Raw genomic sequence first — 14392 nt, forward strand, 5'->3', positions numbered from 1 at the left:
GAGGGAAATACGCGGAAGTCAGGACTTTGTTGCGGGACGGGCGCTGGCCCACTGCACGGCCAGCACGCTGGCCAGCACCAGCAGCAAGCCCAGCATCGACCAGCCCGTCATGGCCTGGCCCAGCAAGGCCCATCCCAGCACGACGGCCATCAGGGGGCTGAGCAAGCCCAGCGAGGACACGGCCACGGGCGACAGGCGGGCGATGCCGCGGAACCACAAGGCATATGCCAGCAGGGCGCCGGCCAGGCACAGGTAGGCGTAGGCCAGCACTTGCTGCCAGGACAGTGCCGGCAAGGGCGCGTCGGCCAGCCAGGCGACGGGCGCCAGCATCAGGCCGCCGAGCAGCAATTGCCAGCCCGTCAGCGCCAGCACGGGCAAGTCCGGCTTCCAGCGCCGCGTCAGATAGGTGCCGGCCGCCATGCAAGCCGTGCCGCCCAGCGCGGCGGCGATGCCGATGGGCTCCCACACCGTGCGTGGCGACAACAGCAGGACGCCCATGCCGGCCACGCCCAGCACGCTGGCGCCCAGGGCCAGGCGGGCCGGCCGGCGCCCTTCCACGCCCCAGGCGAGCCCCATCACCAGCAGCGGCTGGATGGCCCCCACCACGGCCGCCAGGCCGCCCGGCAAGCGGTAGGCGGCCACGAACAGCAGCGCCTGGAAGACGCCGATATTCAGGGCGGACAGGATCAGCACGCGGCCCCAGTCGCGCCGTGCGGGCAGGCGCCGCATCAGCAGCAGCAACAGCAGACCGGCCGGCAACACGCGGATCAGGGCTGCTGTGAAGGGACGGTGCGGCGGCAGCAGTTCGGACGTGACGATATACGTGGAACCCCAGATCAGGGGCGCCAGCGCCGTGAGCAGAATATCGCCCCAGGCGGGGCGGGCAAAGGAAGAGGTCATGAAACTATCTCGACATTAAGATAAAAGACCAGTGTGGGCGCGAACTATCTTGATGTCAAGATAAATACCTGCCTCCCCTGTCTGGCAGGCGGCGAAAAAAAACCCGGCATGGCCGGGCTTCTGGAATGCTGCAAGGCGGCAAGCTGCGCCGCCTGGACAGCTGCCTAATCGCGCATGCGGCGCAGGGTCGTCACCCGCATGCCGCCCATGCTGATCTGCGCCGTGCTGCCATCGTCGCTGACGATAATGTCCATGGCCGTTTCGCCCGCGCCTTCCGGTGCTATCGTCACGGTATTGCCGTTGGTGGTGAAGGTGGCCTTGGTCGAAGTCCCGTTATTGATCACGCTATCGCGTGTAAATTCCAGGACATTGCCCATCGCCGCCTGCCATTTTCCCACGGCCGGGTGGCCGCCAAAGCTGAACACGCCTTTCAGCTTGTCCAGCATGCCAGCGCCCTGCCCGGCCCGCGCTTTGCCCATCACACCGGTCATGGCCGCCTGGCTCATCTGCGCTTGGTCGATGACTTGCCACTGCTTGTCGACCAGCGCCAGCGGCAGCCGCACTTCCAGATCGCCGTCCGGCAAGCGTTGCAAGATCAATGCGCGGTCCGGCGACTTGGCGAACCACGCCGCCTCATCGGTCAACGCCAGGGTGGCCTTGGCCATCGCCACTTGCTGTTCGCCCAGGTCGCGCACCTGATCGTAGCCGCTGACCTTGGCCACTTTCACGCCCTTGGCCACGCACAGCTTGTCGCCGCGCAAGGCCGCCTTGCCCGGCGCGGCCAGCGCGTAGACGAATTGCGATTGCACAACCCAGCCGCCGCTGCCTTGCTCGACGGGTGCGCTGTACAGCCCGCTACGCACGAGGATATCCAGCCATTGCCGGGTGGAACTGTCGTACGACGCCACGCGGATCTCTTCCTTCTGGTACGGCAAGTTGGCAAGGCACAGCAACTTGTCGCGCGCCGCCTCGTCGGCCGCCAGATGGGCATCGATGGCGCGGCTGAAACTGCTGGACGAAGCTGCCTCTGGCGCCAGCAACCACGCCAGTGCGCCACCGGCCACGACGACCACCGCCAGCACGCCGCCGGCAAGAATGAGGTGGCGCCGCTGCACACCGGCCGGCTTGACGGGCGCGACGGGCGCCGGCGCAGGTGCGGGCGACGGCGCGGCGTTCACGGCCTTGCCGCATTCATCGCAAAAACGCGCGCCCGGCGCATATGCGGTACCGCATTGGGTGCAGAAGTGAGCCATGGCGTGCCTTTACTTGAGTTTATGCGCGCATTCGCCGCAAAACACATCATCGGATGCGACCGGTGCCTTGCAACTTGGGCACTGCAGACTGTCAGCCGGTGCGGCGGCCGGTGCAGCGGCAGCGGCTGGCGCTGCGGGGGCGCTCGCCTGCTCGGCCAGTGCACGCGCGCGCTCGCGCGCTTCCTCGGCTTTTTTCTTGACCGTGGCCAGGCCGTCGTTCAGACTCGCTTCCGAGGCGCTGAAATCAACATTGCGCGTGGCGTCCAGGTAAATGATGCACACGCCCTTGGTAAAGATCAGGCCAGGCACCACGGCCGCGGCCGCCATCAGCAAGCCGCCGCCCAGGCCGGCTGCGACGATGTAGCCGGAACCGGAGCCGCCACGACCCAGGCCCGCAGCCAGCGCATACATATTCATCTCGCCCAGGCTGAGGATGCCGGCCGACATGCCCGTGGTGAGCGACACGCCGGTACCGAGCACGCCAAAGATCAGCAGGGCCACAAACGCGGTGATCAGGAACAGCAGCACTTCCAGCAAGATCACGGACACCAGCTTGGTGCGCACGATCTGGTTCAGGCGGGCAATGATCTGGAACACGCTGGCACCCGACCAGGCGGCGGGGCCGGCCAGCGGCAGCATCACGTAAAACAGCGCAAACACCAGCACGCCCAGCACGATGGCCGACAGCGGGAAGACGACCGCGTACAGCACGGGGCCGAGCACGGGGATCTTGCAGACGAACAAGATGATGGCGATGGCGATCATGGCCGCCAGCACGATCAGAAATTCAAGGAAGACGACCGCGATCAGGCGGTGGCTCGTGTACAGCGAAACGAGCACGGCATCCACCAGGCTCATGCCCGGCTGGCCTTGCGCATCGCGCATCAGCAGGATGCCCACGGCATTGGAACCGTAAAACATCACAAGGAAGGCCATCAAGGCGCCCAGGAAGGCCAGCAGCGCGCTGCTCATGCCGCCGGCAAGCATCGTCAGCACGCCACCGACGAGCACGGCGCCGATGAAGGTCAGGGCCAGCAAGGCAATCGCGCGGAAGTTCCTGATGGCGTCGGTCGCTTCGATCAGCGAACCCACGGCGGAGGAAAAGGGAAGAGGTTTAGCTGCTTCTGTGGAAATGGTCATGTCTAGCCTGAAAGGGGGAAATCGAAAGGGGACGGCCTGCCTGGCCGCCCCGTGGTAACACGGTGTTAGTAGGCCTGCGCCAGTTGCAGCTCGGATGCCGGCGCCTGGCGCTGGACGATCTGCAGCTTGACGTCCTGGCCACCGACGCGCTTGCTATTCAGGTACAGGGCCGTGCGCACCGGGTAAATGCCCTGCGGCACGCCTTCGGGCATGGGAATCGAGAAGCCGCCCTTGTAGGCGCCGCTGCCGTTATTGCTGCTGACCACCTTGCGCACGGTTTTGATCAAGTCGCCATTTGGCTTGTACAGGCTCAATTCCTCTTCCACCAGCGGGTTCGGATCGCGCGTGCCGGCCGCCACTTCGATATACGAATTGGTCTGCGCCTTCTGGCCCGGACGCACGGAGGACGGCGTAAAGCCCGTCTCGTATTTCACCAGGGTCGACTGCTCGGGCAGCTTGCCCTTGTTGGCCACCTTGTAGTCGGTCTGCACCTGCTGCGCCGTCTTGACTTGCTGGCTTTGATAATTCAAGGCCACGCAGGCGAGCGCGCCCAGGCTGGCGCCCAGCGCCGCGCCGCGCACGGTGTTGTTGCCGCCGCCCAGCAAGCCGCCCACGACGGCGCCGATGCCGGCCAGCATGGCCGTATTGCATTCGCCGCTGGCCGCTTCCGTGCCTGCGGTAGTGGTATTGCCGGTGGCGCCAGGGCCGCCCGGCGCGGCGCAACCGGCCAGCATCGAGGACACGACCAGCATCGCCACCAGGGGCTTGGCCATTTGTTTCAGGTTTTTCACGTTATTCTCCGGAAAGATCAATCAATAGGAATGGAAGGCAAGCAGCGCGGCTTACTCGATCTGGATTTGCGACAACGCCTTGTCTTGCGCTTCTTTCGCCTTGCGCTTGATATCGAGCGCGTAGCGGTTGCCCGTGTCCATGCGCAACACGGCATTCGCGTTGGCAATGGCACAGTCGTATTTGCGCTGGCTCATGCAGTGGCTCGCTTCCGACAGGCTGTCCGTGATCACGCTTTCGAGACCGGAAGGCTTGCTGGCAGGCGCGGCCGGCGGCGTCACCTTGACGGGCTTGGCGGGCTTTTCCGCGACAGGTGCCGGTGCCGGCGCCGGTGCCGGAGCAGGAACCGGTGCGGGGGCTGCCGCTGGCTCAGGCTCAGGCTCGGCAGCAGGTGTCGCGGCATGGTCGGCCGTCGTGGCGCCATCGAGCGCAGGGTCGCTGATGGCCAGCGGCTGCTCGGCGGCAGCCGTCGTGTCGTCGGCGGGAAGCGTCGGCGTGGGGATTGGCGCGGGTTCGGCAGGCTTGGCTGACAGGTAATAATATCCGCCTGCCGCACCCACTACCACTACCGCCGCGATGGCTGCGACGATCAGCTTGATCCGGCTGCCACCGGCCGGGCTGTCGGATGCCGCTGCGGGCACGCCGGCCGGTACGGGAACAGGTTCCGCTGCGGGGCCAGGATCGGCACGGCGCTTTTCCAGCACTGGCGCTGGTGGCGCGACAGGCTCTGGCACGGGTGCCGGGGCAGGCTCAGGTTCTGGCACGGGTATGGATGCAATGACGGGCTCAGTGACGGGCTCGATAAGCGGCTCGATCACGGGGGCGATCGCAGCCTCGATGACCGGCTCGATAACCGGCTCGATGCGCGGCTCGATGACCGCTTCCGGCAGCGGCGGCGGCACCGCTGCGGCAACGGGCGCCACGGCAAAGCTGAATGCGCACTTGGGGCAGAACTTGGCGTCCGGCTTGCAATCATGGCCGCACTGGCCGCAGGATTTGCCTGGCACGGGAGCGGCGGCGGCAGGAGCAACGGCAAACGTCGTGCCGCAGGAAGAGCAGAATTTTGCGCCCGGCTTATTTTCGGCCTGGCAGGAAAGGCATTTCAATTGGCATCTCTTTTCATCTAAACGCTGGAAGTCGCGTACGCTGGCGCTTGCCAGAATGGCAGCATTGTTGCCGTACGGCTAAATATTCAACGAGTATATTTTCAAACACCAAGTTGCCACAAGGGAAAATTGCCTTTTGCTCTATTCAATTTTTAAATATTGGTAAAAATTCCGCCATCACGGCATGTCGCGCCCCATGCTGGTGCGCAGATAACAAAAAACCCGGCAACGCTGTCTGCGTTGCCGGGTTTTCAGGCGATGCCCGGGGTGCCGAGGACGGCTTACTTGCGTCCGCCCCGTGCCGGTGCGGCATGGCCGCCCTTGGCTGGCGGCTTGCTGCCACGGCCCATCGGCACGGCGGCCGGCTTGGCCTTCGTCTTGATGGTCGACAAGATCGATGGACGCACCTTCGACTCGACGGCAGTCGCCTTCGGCGCCGCGGCCGTGCCGCCCAGGGCGATACGGTTCTTGCCCGGCGTAACCTTGAACTTGTCCGGCGTGCCGGCGCCATGCGTCTGGCGGCTGCGTTCGCCGGCGGCCAGGCCGCCCGACTCGGACGAGGTCCAGGCGGGAATCAAATGCTTGTCGCCATTGCCGATCAAGTCGCCACGGCCCATGTTGACCAGCGCTTCGCGCAGGATCGGCCAGTTGGCCGGGTCTTGGTAGCGCAGGAACGCCTTGTGCGTGCGGCGGATCTTGCCGCTGCGGGCCGTTTCCACCACTTCCGAATCGGCTGTCACCTTGCGCAAAGGATTCTTGCGCGTGTGATACATGGTCGTCGCCATGGCCATCGGCGTGGGCATGAAGGTTTGCACCTGGTCCAGCTTGAAATTGTTTTTCTTCAGCCACAGGGCCAGGTTCAGCATGTCCACGTCCGTCGTGCCCGGATGGGCGGCGATGAAGTAGGGAATCAAATACTGCTTCTTGCCTGCTTCCAAAGAGAAACGGTCGAACATTTCCTTGAACTCGTCATACGCGCCGATGCCGGGCTTCATCATCTTCGACAAGGTGCCCTCTTCCGTGTGCTCAGGAGCAATCTTCAGCAAACCGCCGACGTGGTGCGTGACCAGTTCCTTCACGTACTCGGGCGAACGCACGGCCAGGTCGTAGCGCAAGCCCGAGCTGATCAAGACTTTCTTGATGCCGGGAATGGCGCGCGCCTTGCGGTACAGGGAAATGAGCTTGCTGTGGTCCGTGCCCAGGTTGACGCAGATGGACGGGTACACGCAGGACAGCCGGCGGCACGAGACTTCGATCTCTTTTTCCTTGCAGGCGAGGCGGTACATATTCGCCGTCGGGCCACCCATATCGGAAATGGTGCCCGTAAAGCCTTTGGTTTTATCGCGGATATGTTCAATCTCGCGCAAGATCGACGGTTCCGAACGGCTCTGGATGATGCGTCCTTCATGCTCCGTGATCGAGCAGAAGGTGCAGCCGCCGAAGCAGCCGCGCATGATGTTGACGGAAAAGCGGATCATTTCCCAAGCCGGGATATGCGCCTTGCCATAGCTCGGATGCGGGGCGCGCGCATAATTCATGTCGTACACGCCATCCATCTCGTCCATGGCCAGCGGCAGCGGCGGCGGGTTGAGCCACACGTCGCGTTCGCCGTGCGCCTGCACCATGGCGCGCGCATTGCCGGGATTCGATTCCAGATGGAACACGCGCGAAGCGTGCGCATACATGACGGGGTCATCCTTGACGACGTCGTAGGCGGGCAGGCGCACCACCGTCTTGTCGTGCTTTTCCTTGGCCATGGCCAGGCGCTCTTCGCGGCTCATGATGCGGATCGGCTTGATGACTTCGGCCGACTTCGACGCATTTTCCGTGGCGCAGGCGGTCTTGTCTTCCTGCACCATCTCGTACGGGCTGTAGTGCGGATCGATCTTGCCGGGCACGTCGACGCGGGTGGAATTGTGCACGCCCCAGTCGTCGCCAGGCAGCCAGCCGGACGGTACCATGAAAGCCGTGCCGCGCAAGTCGCGGATATCCTTGATCGATTCGCCGGCAGCCAGGCGGTGCGTCAGGTCGACCAGCGCCCGCTCGGCATTGCCGAAGATCAACAAATCAGCCTTGGAATCGGGCAAGACGGAACGGCGGACCTTGTCCGACCAGTAATCGTAATGCGCGATGCGGCGCAGCGACGCTTCGATGCTGCCGATGACGATGGGCACGTCGGGATACGCTTCACGCGCGCGCTGGGCGTACACGGTGACGGCGCGGTCCGGGCGCTTGTTCGGTTCCGCGTTCGCCGTGTAGGCGTCGTCGGAGCGGATCTTGCGGTCGGCCGTGTACTGGTTGACCATGGAATCCATGTTGCCGGCGGTAATGCCGTAGTACAGGCGCGGCTTGCCGAGGATGCGGAACGCGTCGGCCGACAGCCAGTCCGGCTGGCTGATGATGCCGACGCGGTAACCCTGCGCTTCGAGCAGGCGGCCGACCAGGGCCATGCCGAAACTCGGATGGTCGATGTAGGCGTCGCCCGTGACGAGGATGACGTCGCACTGGTCCCAGCCCAGCGTGTCCATCTCGGCACGCGACATCGGCAGGAAAGGCGCCACGGCAGCGCGGGCAGACCGCTTGGGAACGGTCGCAAATAAATTGGTAGGGGAGCTCATAGGGTACGGATTGTACCGGAATTGGCCATTTCCAACCTGACGGCCTGCTTTTTACTGTTGGATTTCAGTACAAAAAACGTTTAATTTTCAATTACTTGGGAGAAAGAGGCCCTTGGGGTCAGACCCGGCGGGTCTGACCCCAGATGTTGCTTTAGGGTTAAATTAAATACCCATATTGGCTAGAATCTCACCAAGTTCTCGCAGCGCCGGCTCCAGTTTCGGATGCTTGACGGCAAACTTGGCCGACAATTCCTGGCTGCGCTCGGCCAGTCCATAGGTGGTCGATTCTTCTTCCTGTTCCTGCGCGGCGCGCTTTTCCATCAGCAACTTGATGTCGACATCGAGTTTTTGCAGCAAACCATGCAGTTCTTCATCGACGGGGCCGCTGGTTTCCAGCGTCGAATGCAGTTGTTGCAGCGATTCCTTGAGTTTGCTATCCATGTTTTTTCCTGTCAGTCAGTAAATTGCGTGTCCAGGTACAGCTGTTCCACCTTGCTCCTGGCCCACGGGGTCTTGCGCAAAAACTTCAGGCTCGACTTGATGCTGGGATCGCTGATGAAGCAATTGATATCGATGTGCTTGGCCAGGCCGTCCCAACCGTAGTGGGCGTGCAGGCGCGTCACGATACCTTCCAGGGTAATGCCATTCAAATCTTGCTGACTCATATACTCTTTCGACTGCCTTCTTGTTTACATCTTACTCAATTCTACGCCGCCGGCACGGAAAGCTTGCGTGCGCCAGGTCAACGCAACGCAAGCTTCTGATGGGGACGTCTTACTTGGCGTTCAAGCCACGGCGTTCCAGCAATGGTTCCACGGTGGCATCACGGCCGCGGAAGTCGCGGAACAGCTGCAGCGCATCGACGCTGCCGCCGCGCGACAGCAATTTGCTGCGGAACCAGTCGCCATTCTTGCGCGTCAGGCCGCCGTTTTCCTTGAACCAGTTGACCGATTCCGCGTCCAGCTTTTCCGACCACAGGTAGGCGTAATACGCCGCCGAGTAACCGCCGGAGAAACTGTGCGAGAAGTAGCTGGTGCGGTAGCGCGGCGGCACGGGCGCGTAATCGACGCCCGCATCCTTCAGCGATGCCGCTTCAAAGGCCAGCACGTCGGTCGGAACCTGGCTCGGCGCCAGCTGGTGCCAGCGCTGGTCCAGCAGGGCCGCCGACAGGTATTCCGTCGTCATGAAACCCTGGTTGAATTTCTTCGCCGCCGTCACCTTGTCGAGCAACTCCTGCGGCATGGCCGCGCCGCTCTGGTAGTGCTTGGCATAGTTTTGCAGCACTTCCGGCCAGACGGCCCACATTTCATTGACTTGCGATGGATACTCGACGAAGTCGCTCGGCACGCTGGTGCCGGCAAAGCGCGGGTATTTCACGTTCGAGAACATGCCGTGCAGCGCATGGCCGAATTCGTGGAACATGGTCGTCACTTCATCGAACGTCAGCAGGGTCGGTTGGCCGGCGGGCGGCTTCGGAATGTTCAGCTGGTTGGCGACGACGGGATGCGTGCCCATCAGCATCGACTGCGACACGTATTCATTCATCCATGCACCGCCATGCTTGTTGCCGCGCGCATAGAAATCGGCGATGAACAGGGCCAGCGGCTTGCCGTTCGCGTCCAGCACGTCGTAGACGCGCACGTCCGGGTTGTACACCGGCAAGTCCTTGCGTTCTTTGAAGCTGATGCCGTACAACTTGTTCGCAGCAAAGAAGACGCCGTTGTTCAGCACGCTGTTCAATTCCAGGTACGGTTTCAGCTCGTTTTCATCGAAATTGAAACGCTGCTTGCGCAGCTTGTCCGTGTAGATGGCCCAGTCGGCTGCTGCCACCTGGAAACCGCCCTTCTCGGCATCGACGATTTGCTGCAGGTCGGCCGCTTCGCGGCGCGCATTGGCAACGGCCGGTTTCGCCAGTTCCGACAGCAGGGTGTTGACGGCCGTGGTCGTCTTGGCCGTCTGGTCTTCCAGCGAATACGCGGCGTAGTTGGCGTAACCGAGCAGGGTGGCCCGTTCGGCGCGCAGCTTGGCCAGCTTCAGCACGATGGCGCGGTTGTCGAACTCGCCGCCCTGGCTGCCGCGGTTCAGCGACGCATCCATCAGGCGCTGGCGCGTCTTGCGATCCGTCAATACCGCCAGCGGCGGCTGGCCGCTGGTGTTCACGAGGGCGATGACGAACTTGCCGTTCAAGCCGCGTTCCTTGGCTGCCGTGGCGGCCGTATCGATATCGCTGTCCGTCATGCCCGCCAGCTCGGCGCGCGTGTCGACGACGATGCTCTTGGCATTCGTTTCCTTCAGCACGTTTTGCGCGAAAGCCGTTTCCAGGCCCGCCTGTTCGGCGTTATAGGCTTTCAGCTTTTCCTTGTCCGCATCGGACAGCTTGGCGCCGGCGCGCACGAAATCCGTGTGATAGCGTTCCAGCAGGCGCAAGGATTCGGCATCCAGGCCCAGCTTGTCGCGCTTGGCGTACAGGGTGTCGATGCGGTTAAACAGTTTCGGATTCAGGGTGATGGCGTCGCCATGCGCGGCCAGTTTCGGCGACACGTCCACTTCCACCGCTTCCAGCACGCTGTTCGTGTTGGTCGACGTCATGTTGCTGAAGATGCTTTGCACGCGGTGCAGCAGCTGCCCCGTGCGCTCGAGCGCCACGATGGTGTTTTCAAACGTGGGCGCCTGGCGGTTGCTGGCGATCGCGTTGACTTCGGCCAACTGGCGTTTCATGCCTTCGGCAAACGCCGACGCGTAGTGTTCATCCTTGATCAGGCCGAACTGCGGCATCTGGAATGGCAGCGGACTCGCTTTCAGCAGGGGGTTCTGCGCGCTGACGGTGGCGGCAGGCGCGGTTTTTGCAGTGGCGGCAGCCATGGCGGATGGGGCGGCGTGGGCCAGCATGACGCTGGCGGCGATGACGAGCAGTTGTGGACGGATCATGACATCTTTCAGGAAGCGCGGGAAGAACCGCGATCGCGTCGCGGGCCAGTGGCAGATCATAGCAGCCTGTCACACAGGCGTCATCCAACATGGGCGATCCTGTGGTGCATCACGCAAAATGCGCGGTTTACCACGGTTTACGAGCAGAATCGCCAAATAAAAATGGCCGCCCGTTGCGGGGCGGCCATCGATGTTCAGCACCGGCCAGGCCGGTGACGGGGGATTACTTGGCGTTCAAGCCACGGCGTTCCAGCAGCGGCTCGATCTTCGCATCGCGGCCGCGGAAGTTGCGGTAGATGTCGAGCGCATCGGCGCTGCCGCCGCGCGACAGCAGTTTATTGCGGAACCAGTCGCCGTTCTTGCGCGTCAAGCCGCCGTTTTCCTTGAACCACTCGACCGTGTCGGCGTCGAGCTTTTCCGACCACAGATACGCGTAGTAGCCGGCCGAATAGCCGCCCGCGAACGCATGCGAGAAGTAGGTGGTGCGGTAGCGCGGCGGCGCCGGGGCGAAATCGACGCCCGCGTCGCTCAAGGCGGTTTTTTCAAACGCCAGCACGTCGGTGGGGATCTGTGCCGGGGTCAGCTGGTGCCAGCGCTGGTCCAGCAGGGCCGACGCCAGGTATTCCGTGGTTTTATAGCCCTGGTTGAAATTGTCGGCCGCCGTCACTTTCGCCAGCAGCTCGGCCGGGATGGCCGCGCCCGTCTGATAGTGCTTGGCGTAGTTTTGCAGCACTTCCGGCCACAGCGCCCACATTTCATTGACTTGCGACGGGTATTCGACGAAGTCGCGCGGCACGCTGGTGCCGGCAAAGCGCGGGTATTTCACGTTCGAGAACATGCCGTGCAGCGCATGGCCGAATTCGTGGAACATGGTGTTGACTTCGTCAAACGTCATCAGGGTCGGCTGGCCCGCTTCCGGCTTCGGAATGTTGAGGTTATTCGCAATCACCGGCTTGCGGTTCAGCAAGGTCGACTGGCCCACGTAGGCATTCGCCCAGGCGCCGCCGCGCTTGTTGCTGCGCGCGTAAGGGTCCAAGGTAAAGATGGCCAGTTGCGTGCCGTCTTCATTGAAGACGTCGTACACCAGCATGTCGGACGTGTAGACGGGCAAGTCGGTGCGCTGCTTGAAGGTCAAGCCGTACAATTTACCTGCGGCAAAGAACACGCCCTTGGTCAGCACGCTGTGCATTTCAAAATACGGTTTGAGTTGATTTTCGTCAAAGTTGTAGCGTTCGGCGCGGACCTTGTCGCTGTAGAAGGCCCAGTCGGCGGCGCCTACCTTGAAGCCGCCTGTGCCTGCATCGATGACCTTCTGGATATCGTCCGCTTCACGGCGCGCATTGACGACGGCCGGCTTCGCCAGCTCGCCCAGCAAGGCGTTCACGGCGGTCGTGTCGTGCGCCGTCTGGTCTTCCAGCGAGTAGGCCGCGTAGTTCGGGTAGCCCATCAGCGCGGCACGTTCGGCGCGCAGTTTCGCCAGTTCCAGCACTTCCTGGGTGTTGTCGAACTCGCCGCCACGGCTGCCGCGCGCTTGCGAAGCGGCCATGATGCGTTCGCGCACGGCGCGATTGGTCAGCAGCGACAGCGGCGCCTGGCCCGTCGTGTTGACGAGGGCGATCACGTATTTACCGTCCAGGCCGCGCTTCTTGGCCAGGCCGGCGGCCACCTCGATGGCGGCCAGCGACAGGCCGTCCAGTTCTTCGCGCGTATCGACGACGACGGCCGAGGCGTTCAATTCTTTCAGCACGTTCTGTGCGAACTTGGTCGACAGGGCAGCCAGCTGGCCGTTGTAGGCGCGCAGCTTTTCCTTGTCCGCCGCCGACAGTTTGGCGCCGGCGCGCACGAAGTCCGTGTGATAGCGTTCCAGCAAGCGTTTCGATTCCGCATCCAGGCCCAGCTTGCCGCGCTTGGCGTACAGGGTGTCGATGCGCTTGAACAATTTGTCGTTGAGCATGATCGCGTCGCTGTGGGCCGCCATTTTCGGCGCCAGTTCGCGTTCCAGGCCCTGGATCGTGTCATTCGTGTTCGAACCGGACATCACGGAAAACACGGTGCGCACGCGGCTCAGCAGCTGGCCCGAGCGTTCCATGGCCACAATGGTGTTGTCGAAGGTGGCTGCTTTCGGGTTATTCGCGATGGCATTGATTTCCGCCAGGTTGGCGGCCATGCCTGCCGTAAAGGCCGGCGCGTAGTCGGCGTCCTGCACCTTGTCGAACGGCGGATAGTTGAAAGGCAGGCTGCTGGCCTGCGCAAACGGGTTCGAAACGGGCAGCGCCGCGGCCGCGGTAGCGGTGGTGGCAGGCGCAGCGGTGGCGGCAAAAGCGGCTGGCGCCAGCATCAGGCTGGCGGCGATGACGAGCATTGTTGGACGGGTCATGTCTACTTTCAAGGAACGCAAGAGAGCCGCGATTGTGTCGCGGGCCAGCCTGAAATAATAACAGCCTGAAACACTTGCGTCACCAGCAACTACCGATGGTAGCGCGCCAGCCAGTGATGAACGGTTTTCATGCGCCCCGTATCACGATGCCGATTTAGTAATGCGGCGGACGTTCGTTGACCAGCCCGCCATTTGCCTGCTGCGCCCCGTCACGCACGTGCTCGCCCAGCTTGTGCAGCATGGCTTCCAGCTGGTCGATGCGTTTGCCCTGCTGGTACACCATCTGGTTCAGCGACTCGACCAGGTCTTCCTGCTGCGCCAGCTTGATTTCGATATCGACGAAACGTATTTCCATCTGTTCTGCATTGTCCATGGTGCTTCTGCTCATTTCTGACTGAAAGCGGCATTCTACCGCCGCAGCGACGTGCGCCAGAACAAACAAACGGCATTCTTCCCGGTGCGGCGCCGATTCTTGCCTATTCTCTCCTTATAGCTTGATCAAGCCGCTTGACGAATGAGAACAAACGATTACAATGGTTGAACCAACACCAACACCAACCGAGCCACTGCTGATCGACACGCGCAAGACGGCCGAATATCGGCGCTGGGAAGATTCCCTGCACGATGTGGCGGCGGCCGCCATCGATGCGCGCATCAAGCATTTGCAGCACGGTAAAAAGGGCGACTGGCGGCCAGTGGGTGAAGGCGTGTGCGAACTGCGTTTTTTACAGACGGGACCGGGCTGGCGCGTGTATTTTCATGAAACGAACCGGGGCACCCTGATCTTGCTGCTGTTGGGCGGCAATAAATCCAGCCAGCAGCGCGACATCAGGCAGGCGCAAGCCATCCTGCGGGAGCTGAAAGCCCGGCAGGCAGCCCTCAAGAAAGCAGCGGCAAGCCCCTCGACAGGAGTACGAAAGAAATGAACCACGACATCGACCACGACACCTTCGACCTCGACGACCTGGAAGCATTGGGACTGAGCAAATTCGACCCGACGCAACACCTGACCAGCAAGGCCGCCGTGGCCGCCTACATGAGCGAAATCGTCGCCACCGGCAATGCCGAACTGTTCCAGTCCGCCATGAACGACGTGGTGCGCGCCTACGGCATGGGCAAGGTGGCGGCCCGTGCCGACATCACGCGTGAAGGCGCGTATAAAGCCTTGCGCGAAGGCAGCAAACCGCGCTTCGAAACCATCTTGAAAATGCTCGATGCGCTGGGCATGCAGCTGGCCATCGTGCCGAAAACCACGCCGGACGGCGCCGCGGAAGCCTGAAC

Annotated in this window: 13 protein-coding genes and 1 pseudogene; 2 read left to right on the forward strand and 12 right to left on the reverse strand. The window is 62.6% G+C overall.

Annotated elements, in window-relative coordinates:
- Positions 1-18: 18 nt before the first annotated feature.
- From OX460_RS27300 to OX460_RS27355, 12 genes and pseudogenes are all read right to left on the reverse strand, one after another.
- Entirely contained in the window at positions 19-900 is an 882-nt protein-coding gene (locus OX460_RS27300) for an EamA family transporter (RefSeq protein WP_289900535.1), read from the reverse strand.
- A 164-nt stretch (positions 901-1064) separates the two neighbouring features.
- On the reverse strand, positions 1065-2153 hold the full coding sequence (locus tag OX460_RS27305) for a zinc ribbon domain-containing protein (RefSeq protein ID WP_289900536.1): 1089 nt from the start codon (positions 2151-2153) through the stop codon (positions 1065-1067).
- A 9-nt stretch (positions 2154-2162) separates the two neighbouring features.
- Entirely contained in the window at positions 2163-3293 is a 1131-nt protein-coding gene (locus OX460_RS27310) for a zinc ribbon domain-containing protein (RefSeq protein ID WP_289900537.1), read from the reverse strand.
- Positions 3294-3358: 65 nt separating this feature from the next.
- Positions 3359-4084: a hypothetical protein gene (locus tag OX460_RS27315; protein ID WP_289900538.1), complete on the reverse strand. Its 726-nt coding sequence runs from the start codon at positions 4082-4084 to the stop codon at positions 3359-3361.
- 51 nt (positions 4085-4135) lie between these two features.
- Complete coding sequence (locus tag OX460_RS27320) at positions 4136-4816, reverse strand: hypothetical protein (protein WP_289900539.1); 681 nt, start codon at positions 4814-4816, stop codon at positions 4136-4138.
- 264 nt (positions 4817-5080) lie between these two features.
- A pseudogene (locus OX460_RS28525) lies at positions 5081-5188 on the reverse strand (zinc-ribbon domain-containing protein); the annotation flags it as partial.
- A 281-nt stretch (positions 5189-5469) separates the two neighbouring features.
- The gene (locus OX460_RS27330; protein ID WP_289900575.1) at positions 5470-7731 is read right to left on the reverse strand and encodes a YgiQ family radical SAM protein; all 2262 of its coding nucleotides are present in this window, start codon (positions 7729-7731) and stop codon (positions 5470-5472) included.
- A 237-nt stretch (positions 7732-7968) separates the two neighbouring features.
- The gene (locus OX460_RS27335) at positions 7969-8247 is read right to left on the reverse strand and encodes a DUF4404 family protein (protein WP_034753883.1); all 279 of its coding nucleotides are present in this window, start codon (positions 8245-8247) and stop codon (positions 7969-7971) included.
- 11 nt (positions 8248-8258) lie between these two features.
- Complete coding sequence (locus OX460_RS27340) at positions 8259-8471, reverse strand: VF530 family protein (protein WP_071326083.1); 213 nt, start codon at positions 8469-8471, stop codon at positions 8259-8261.
- A gap of 109 nt (positions 8472-8580) precedes the next feature.
- Positions 8581-10734: a M3 family metallopeptidase gene (locus tag OX460_RS27345; protein ID WP_289900541.1), complete on the reverse strand. Its 2154-nt coding sequence runs from the start codon at positions 10732-10734 to the stop codon at positions 8581-8583.
- 223 nt (positions 10735-10957) lie between these two features.
- On the reverse strand, positions 10958-13111 hold the full coding sequence (locus OX460_RS27350; protein WP_289900542.1) for a M3 family metallopeptidase: 2154 nt from the start codon (positions 13109-13111) through the stop codon (positions 10958-10960).
- A 154-nt stretch (positions 13112-13265) separates the two neighbouring features.
- Complete coding sequence (locus tag OX460_RS27355; protein WP_046683207.1) at positions 13266-13484, reverse strand: SlyX family protein; 219 nt, start codon at positions 13482-13484, stop codon at positions 13266-13268.
- A 160-nt stretch (positions 13485-13644) separates the two neighbouring features.
- Here OX460_RS27355 and OX460_RS27360 point away from each other — a divergent pair, with 160 nt between their 5' ends.
- Positions 13645-14037, forward strand: coding sequence for a type II toxin-antitoxin system RelE/ParE family toxin (locus OX460_RS27360; protein WP_251351553.1), 393 nt, complete (start codon positions 13645-13647; stop codon positions 14035-14037).
- Positions 14034-14390, forward strand: a complete 357-nt coding sequence (locus OX460_RS27365) for an addiction module antidote protein (RefSeq protein WP_251351552.1) — start codon at positions 14034-14036, stop codon at positions 14388-14390. Before OX460_RS27360 ends, OX460_RS27365 begins: the two co-directional genes overlap by 4 nt.
- Positions 14391-14392: the final 2 nt, after the last annotated feature.

The sequence above is a fragment of the Janthinobacterium sp. SUN033 genome, from assembly GCF_030397595.1.
GTDB lineage: Bacteria > Pseudomonadota > Gammaproteobacteria > Burkholderiales > Burkholderiaceae_D > Janthinobacterium > Janthinobacterium kumbetense.

What these genes read in the sequence shown, in the direction of transcription:
- OX460_RS27305 (WP_289900536.1), bottom strand. Translation starts at nt 2,153, where the DNA reads ATGGCTCACTTCTGCACCCAATGCGGTACCGCATATGCGCCGGGCGCG.
- OX460_RS27310 (WP_289900537.1), bottom strand. Translation starts at nt 3,293, where the DNA reads ATGACCATTTCCACAGAAGCAGCTAAACCTCTTCCCTTTTCCTCCGCC.
- OX460_RS27350 (WP_289900542.1), bottom strand. Translation starts at nt 13,111, where the DNA reads ATGACCCGTCCAACAATGCTCGTCATCGCCGCCAGCCTGATGCTGGCG.
- OX460_RS27335 (WP_034753883.1), bottom strand. Translation starts at nt 8,247, where the DNA reads ATGGATAGCAAACTCAAGGAATCGCTGCAACAACTGCATTCGACGCTG.
- OX460_RS27300 (WP_289900535.1), bottom strand. Translation starts at nt 900, where the DNA reads ATGACCTCTTCCTTTGCCCGCCCCGCCTGGGGCGATATTCTGCTCACG.
- OX460_RS27330 (WP_289900575.1), bottom strand. Translation starts at nt 7,731, where the DNA reads ATGTCGCGTGCCGAGATGGACACGCTGGGCTGGGACCAGTGCGACGTC.
- OX460_RS27360 (WP_251351553.1), top strand. Translation starts at nt 13,645, where the DNA reads ATGGTTGAACCAACACCAACACCAACCGAGCCACTGCTGATCGACACG.
- OX460_RS27340 (WP_071326083.1), bottom strand. Translation starts at nt 8,471, where the DNA reads ATGAGTCAGCAAGATTTGAATGGCATTACCCTGGAAGGTATCGTGACG.
- OX460_RS27345 (WP_289900541.1), bottom strand. Translation starts at nt 10,734, where the DNA reads ATGATCCGTCCACAACTGCTCGTCATCGCCGCCAGCGTCATGCTGGCC.
- OX460_RS27365 (WP_251351552.1), top strand. Translation starts at nt 14,034, where the DNA reads ATGAACCACGACATCGACCACGACACCTTCGACCTCGACGACCTGGAA.
- OX460_RS27355 (WP_046683207.1), bottom strand. Translation starts at nt 13,484, where the DNA reads ATGGACAATGCAGAACAGATGGAAATACGTTTCGTCGATATCGAAATC.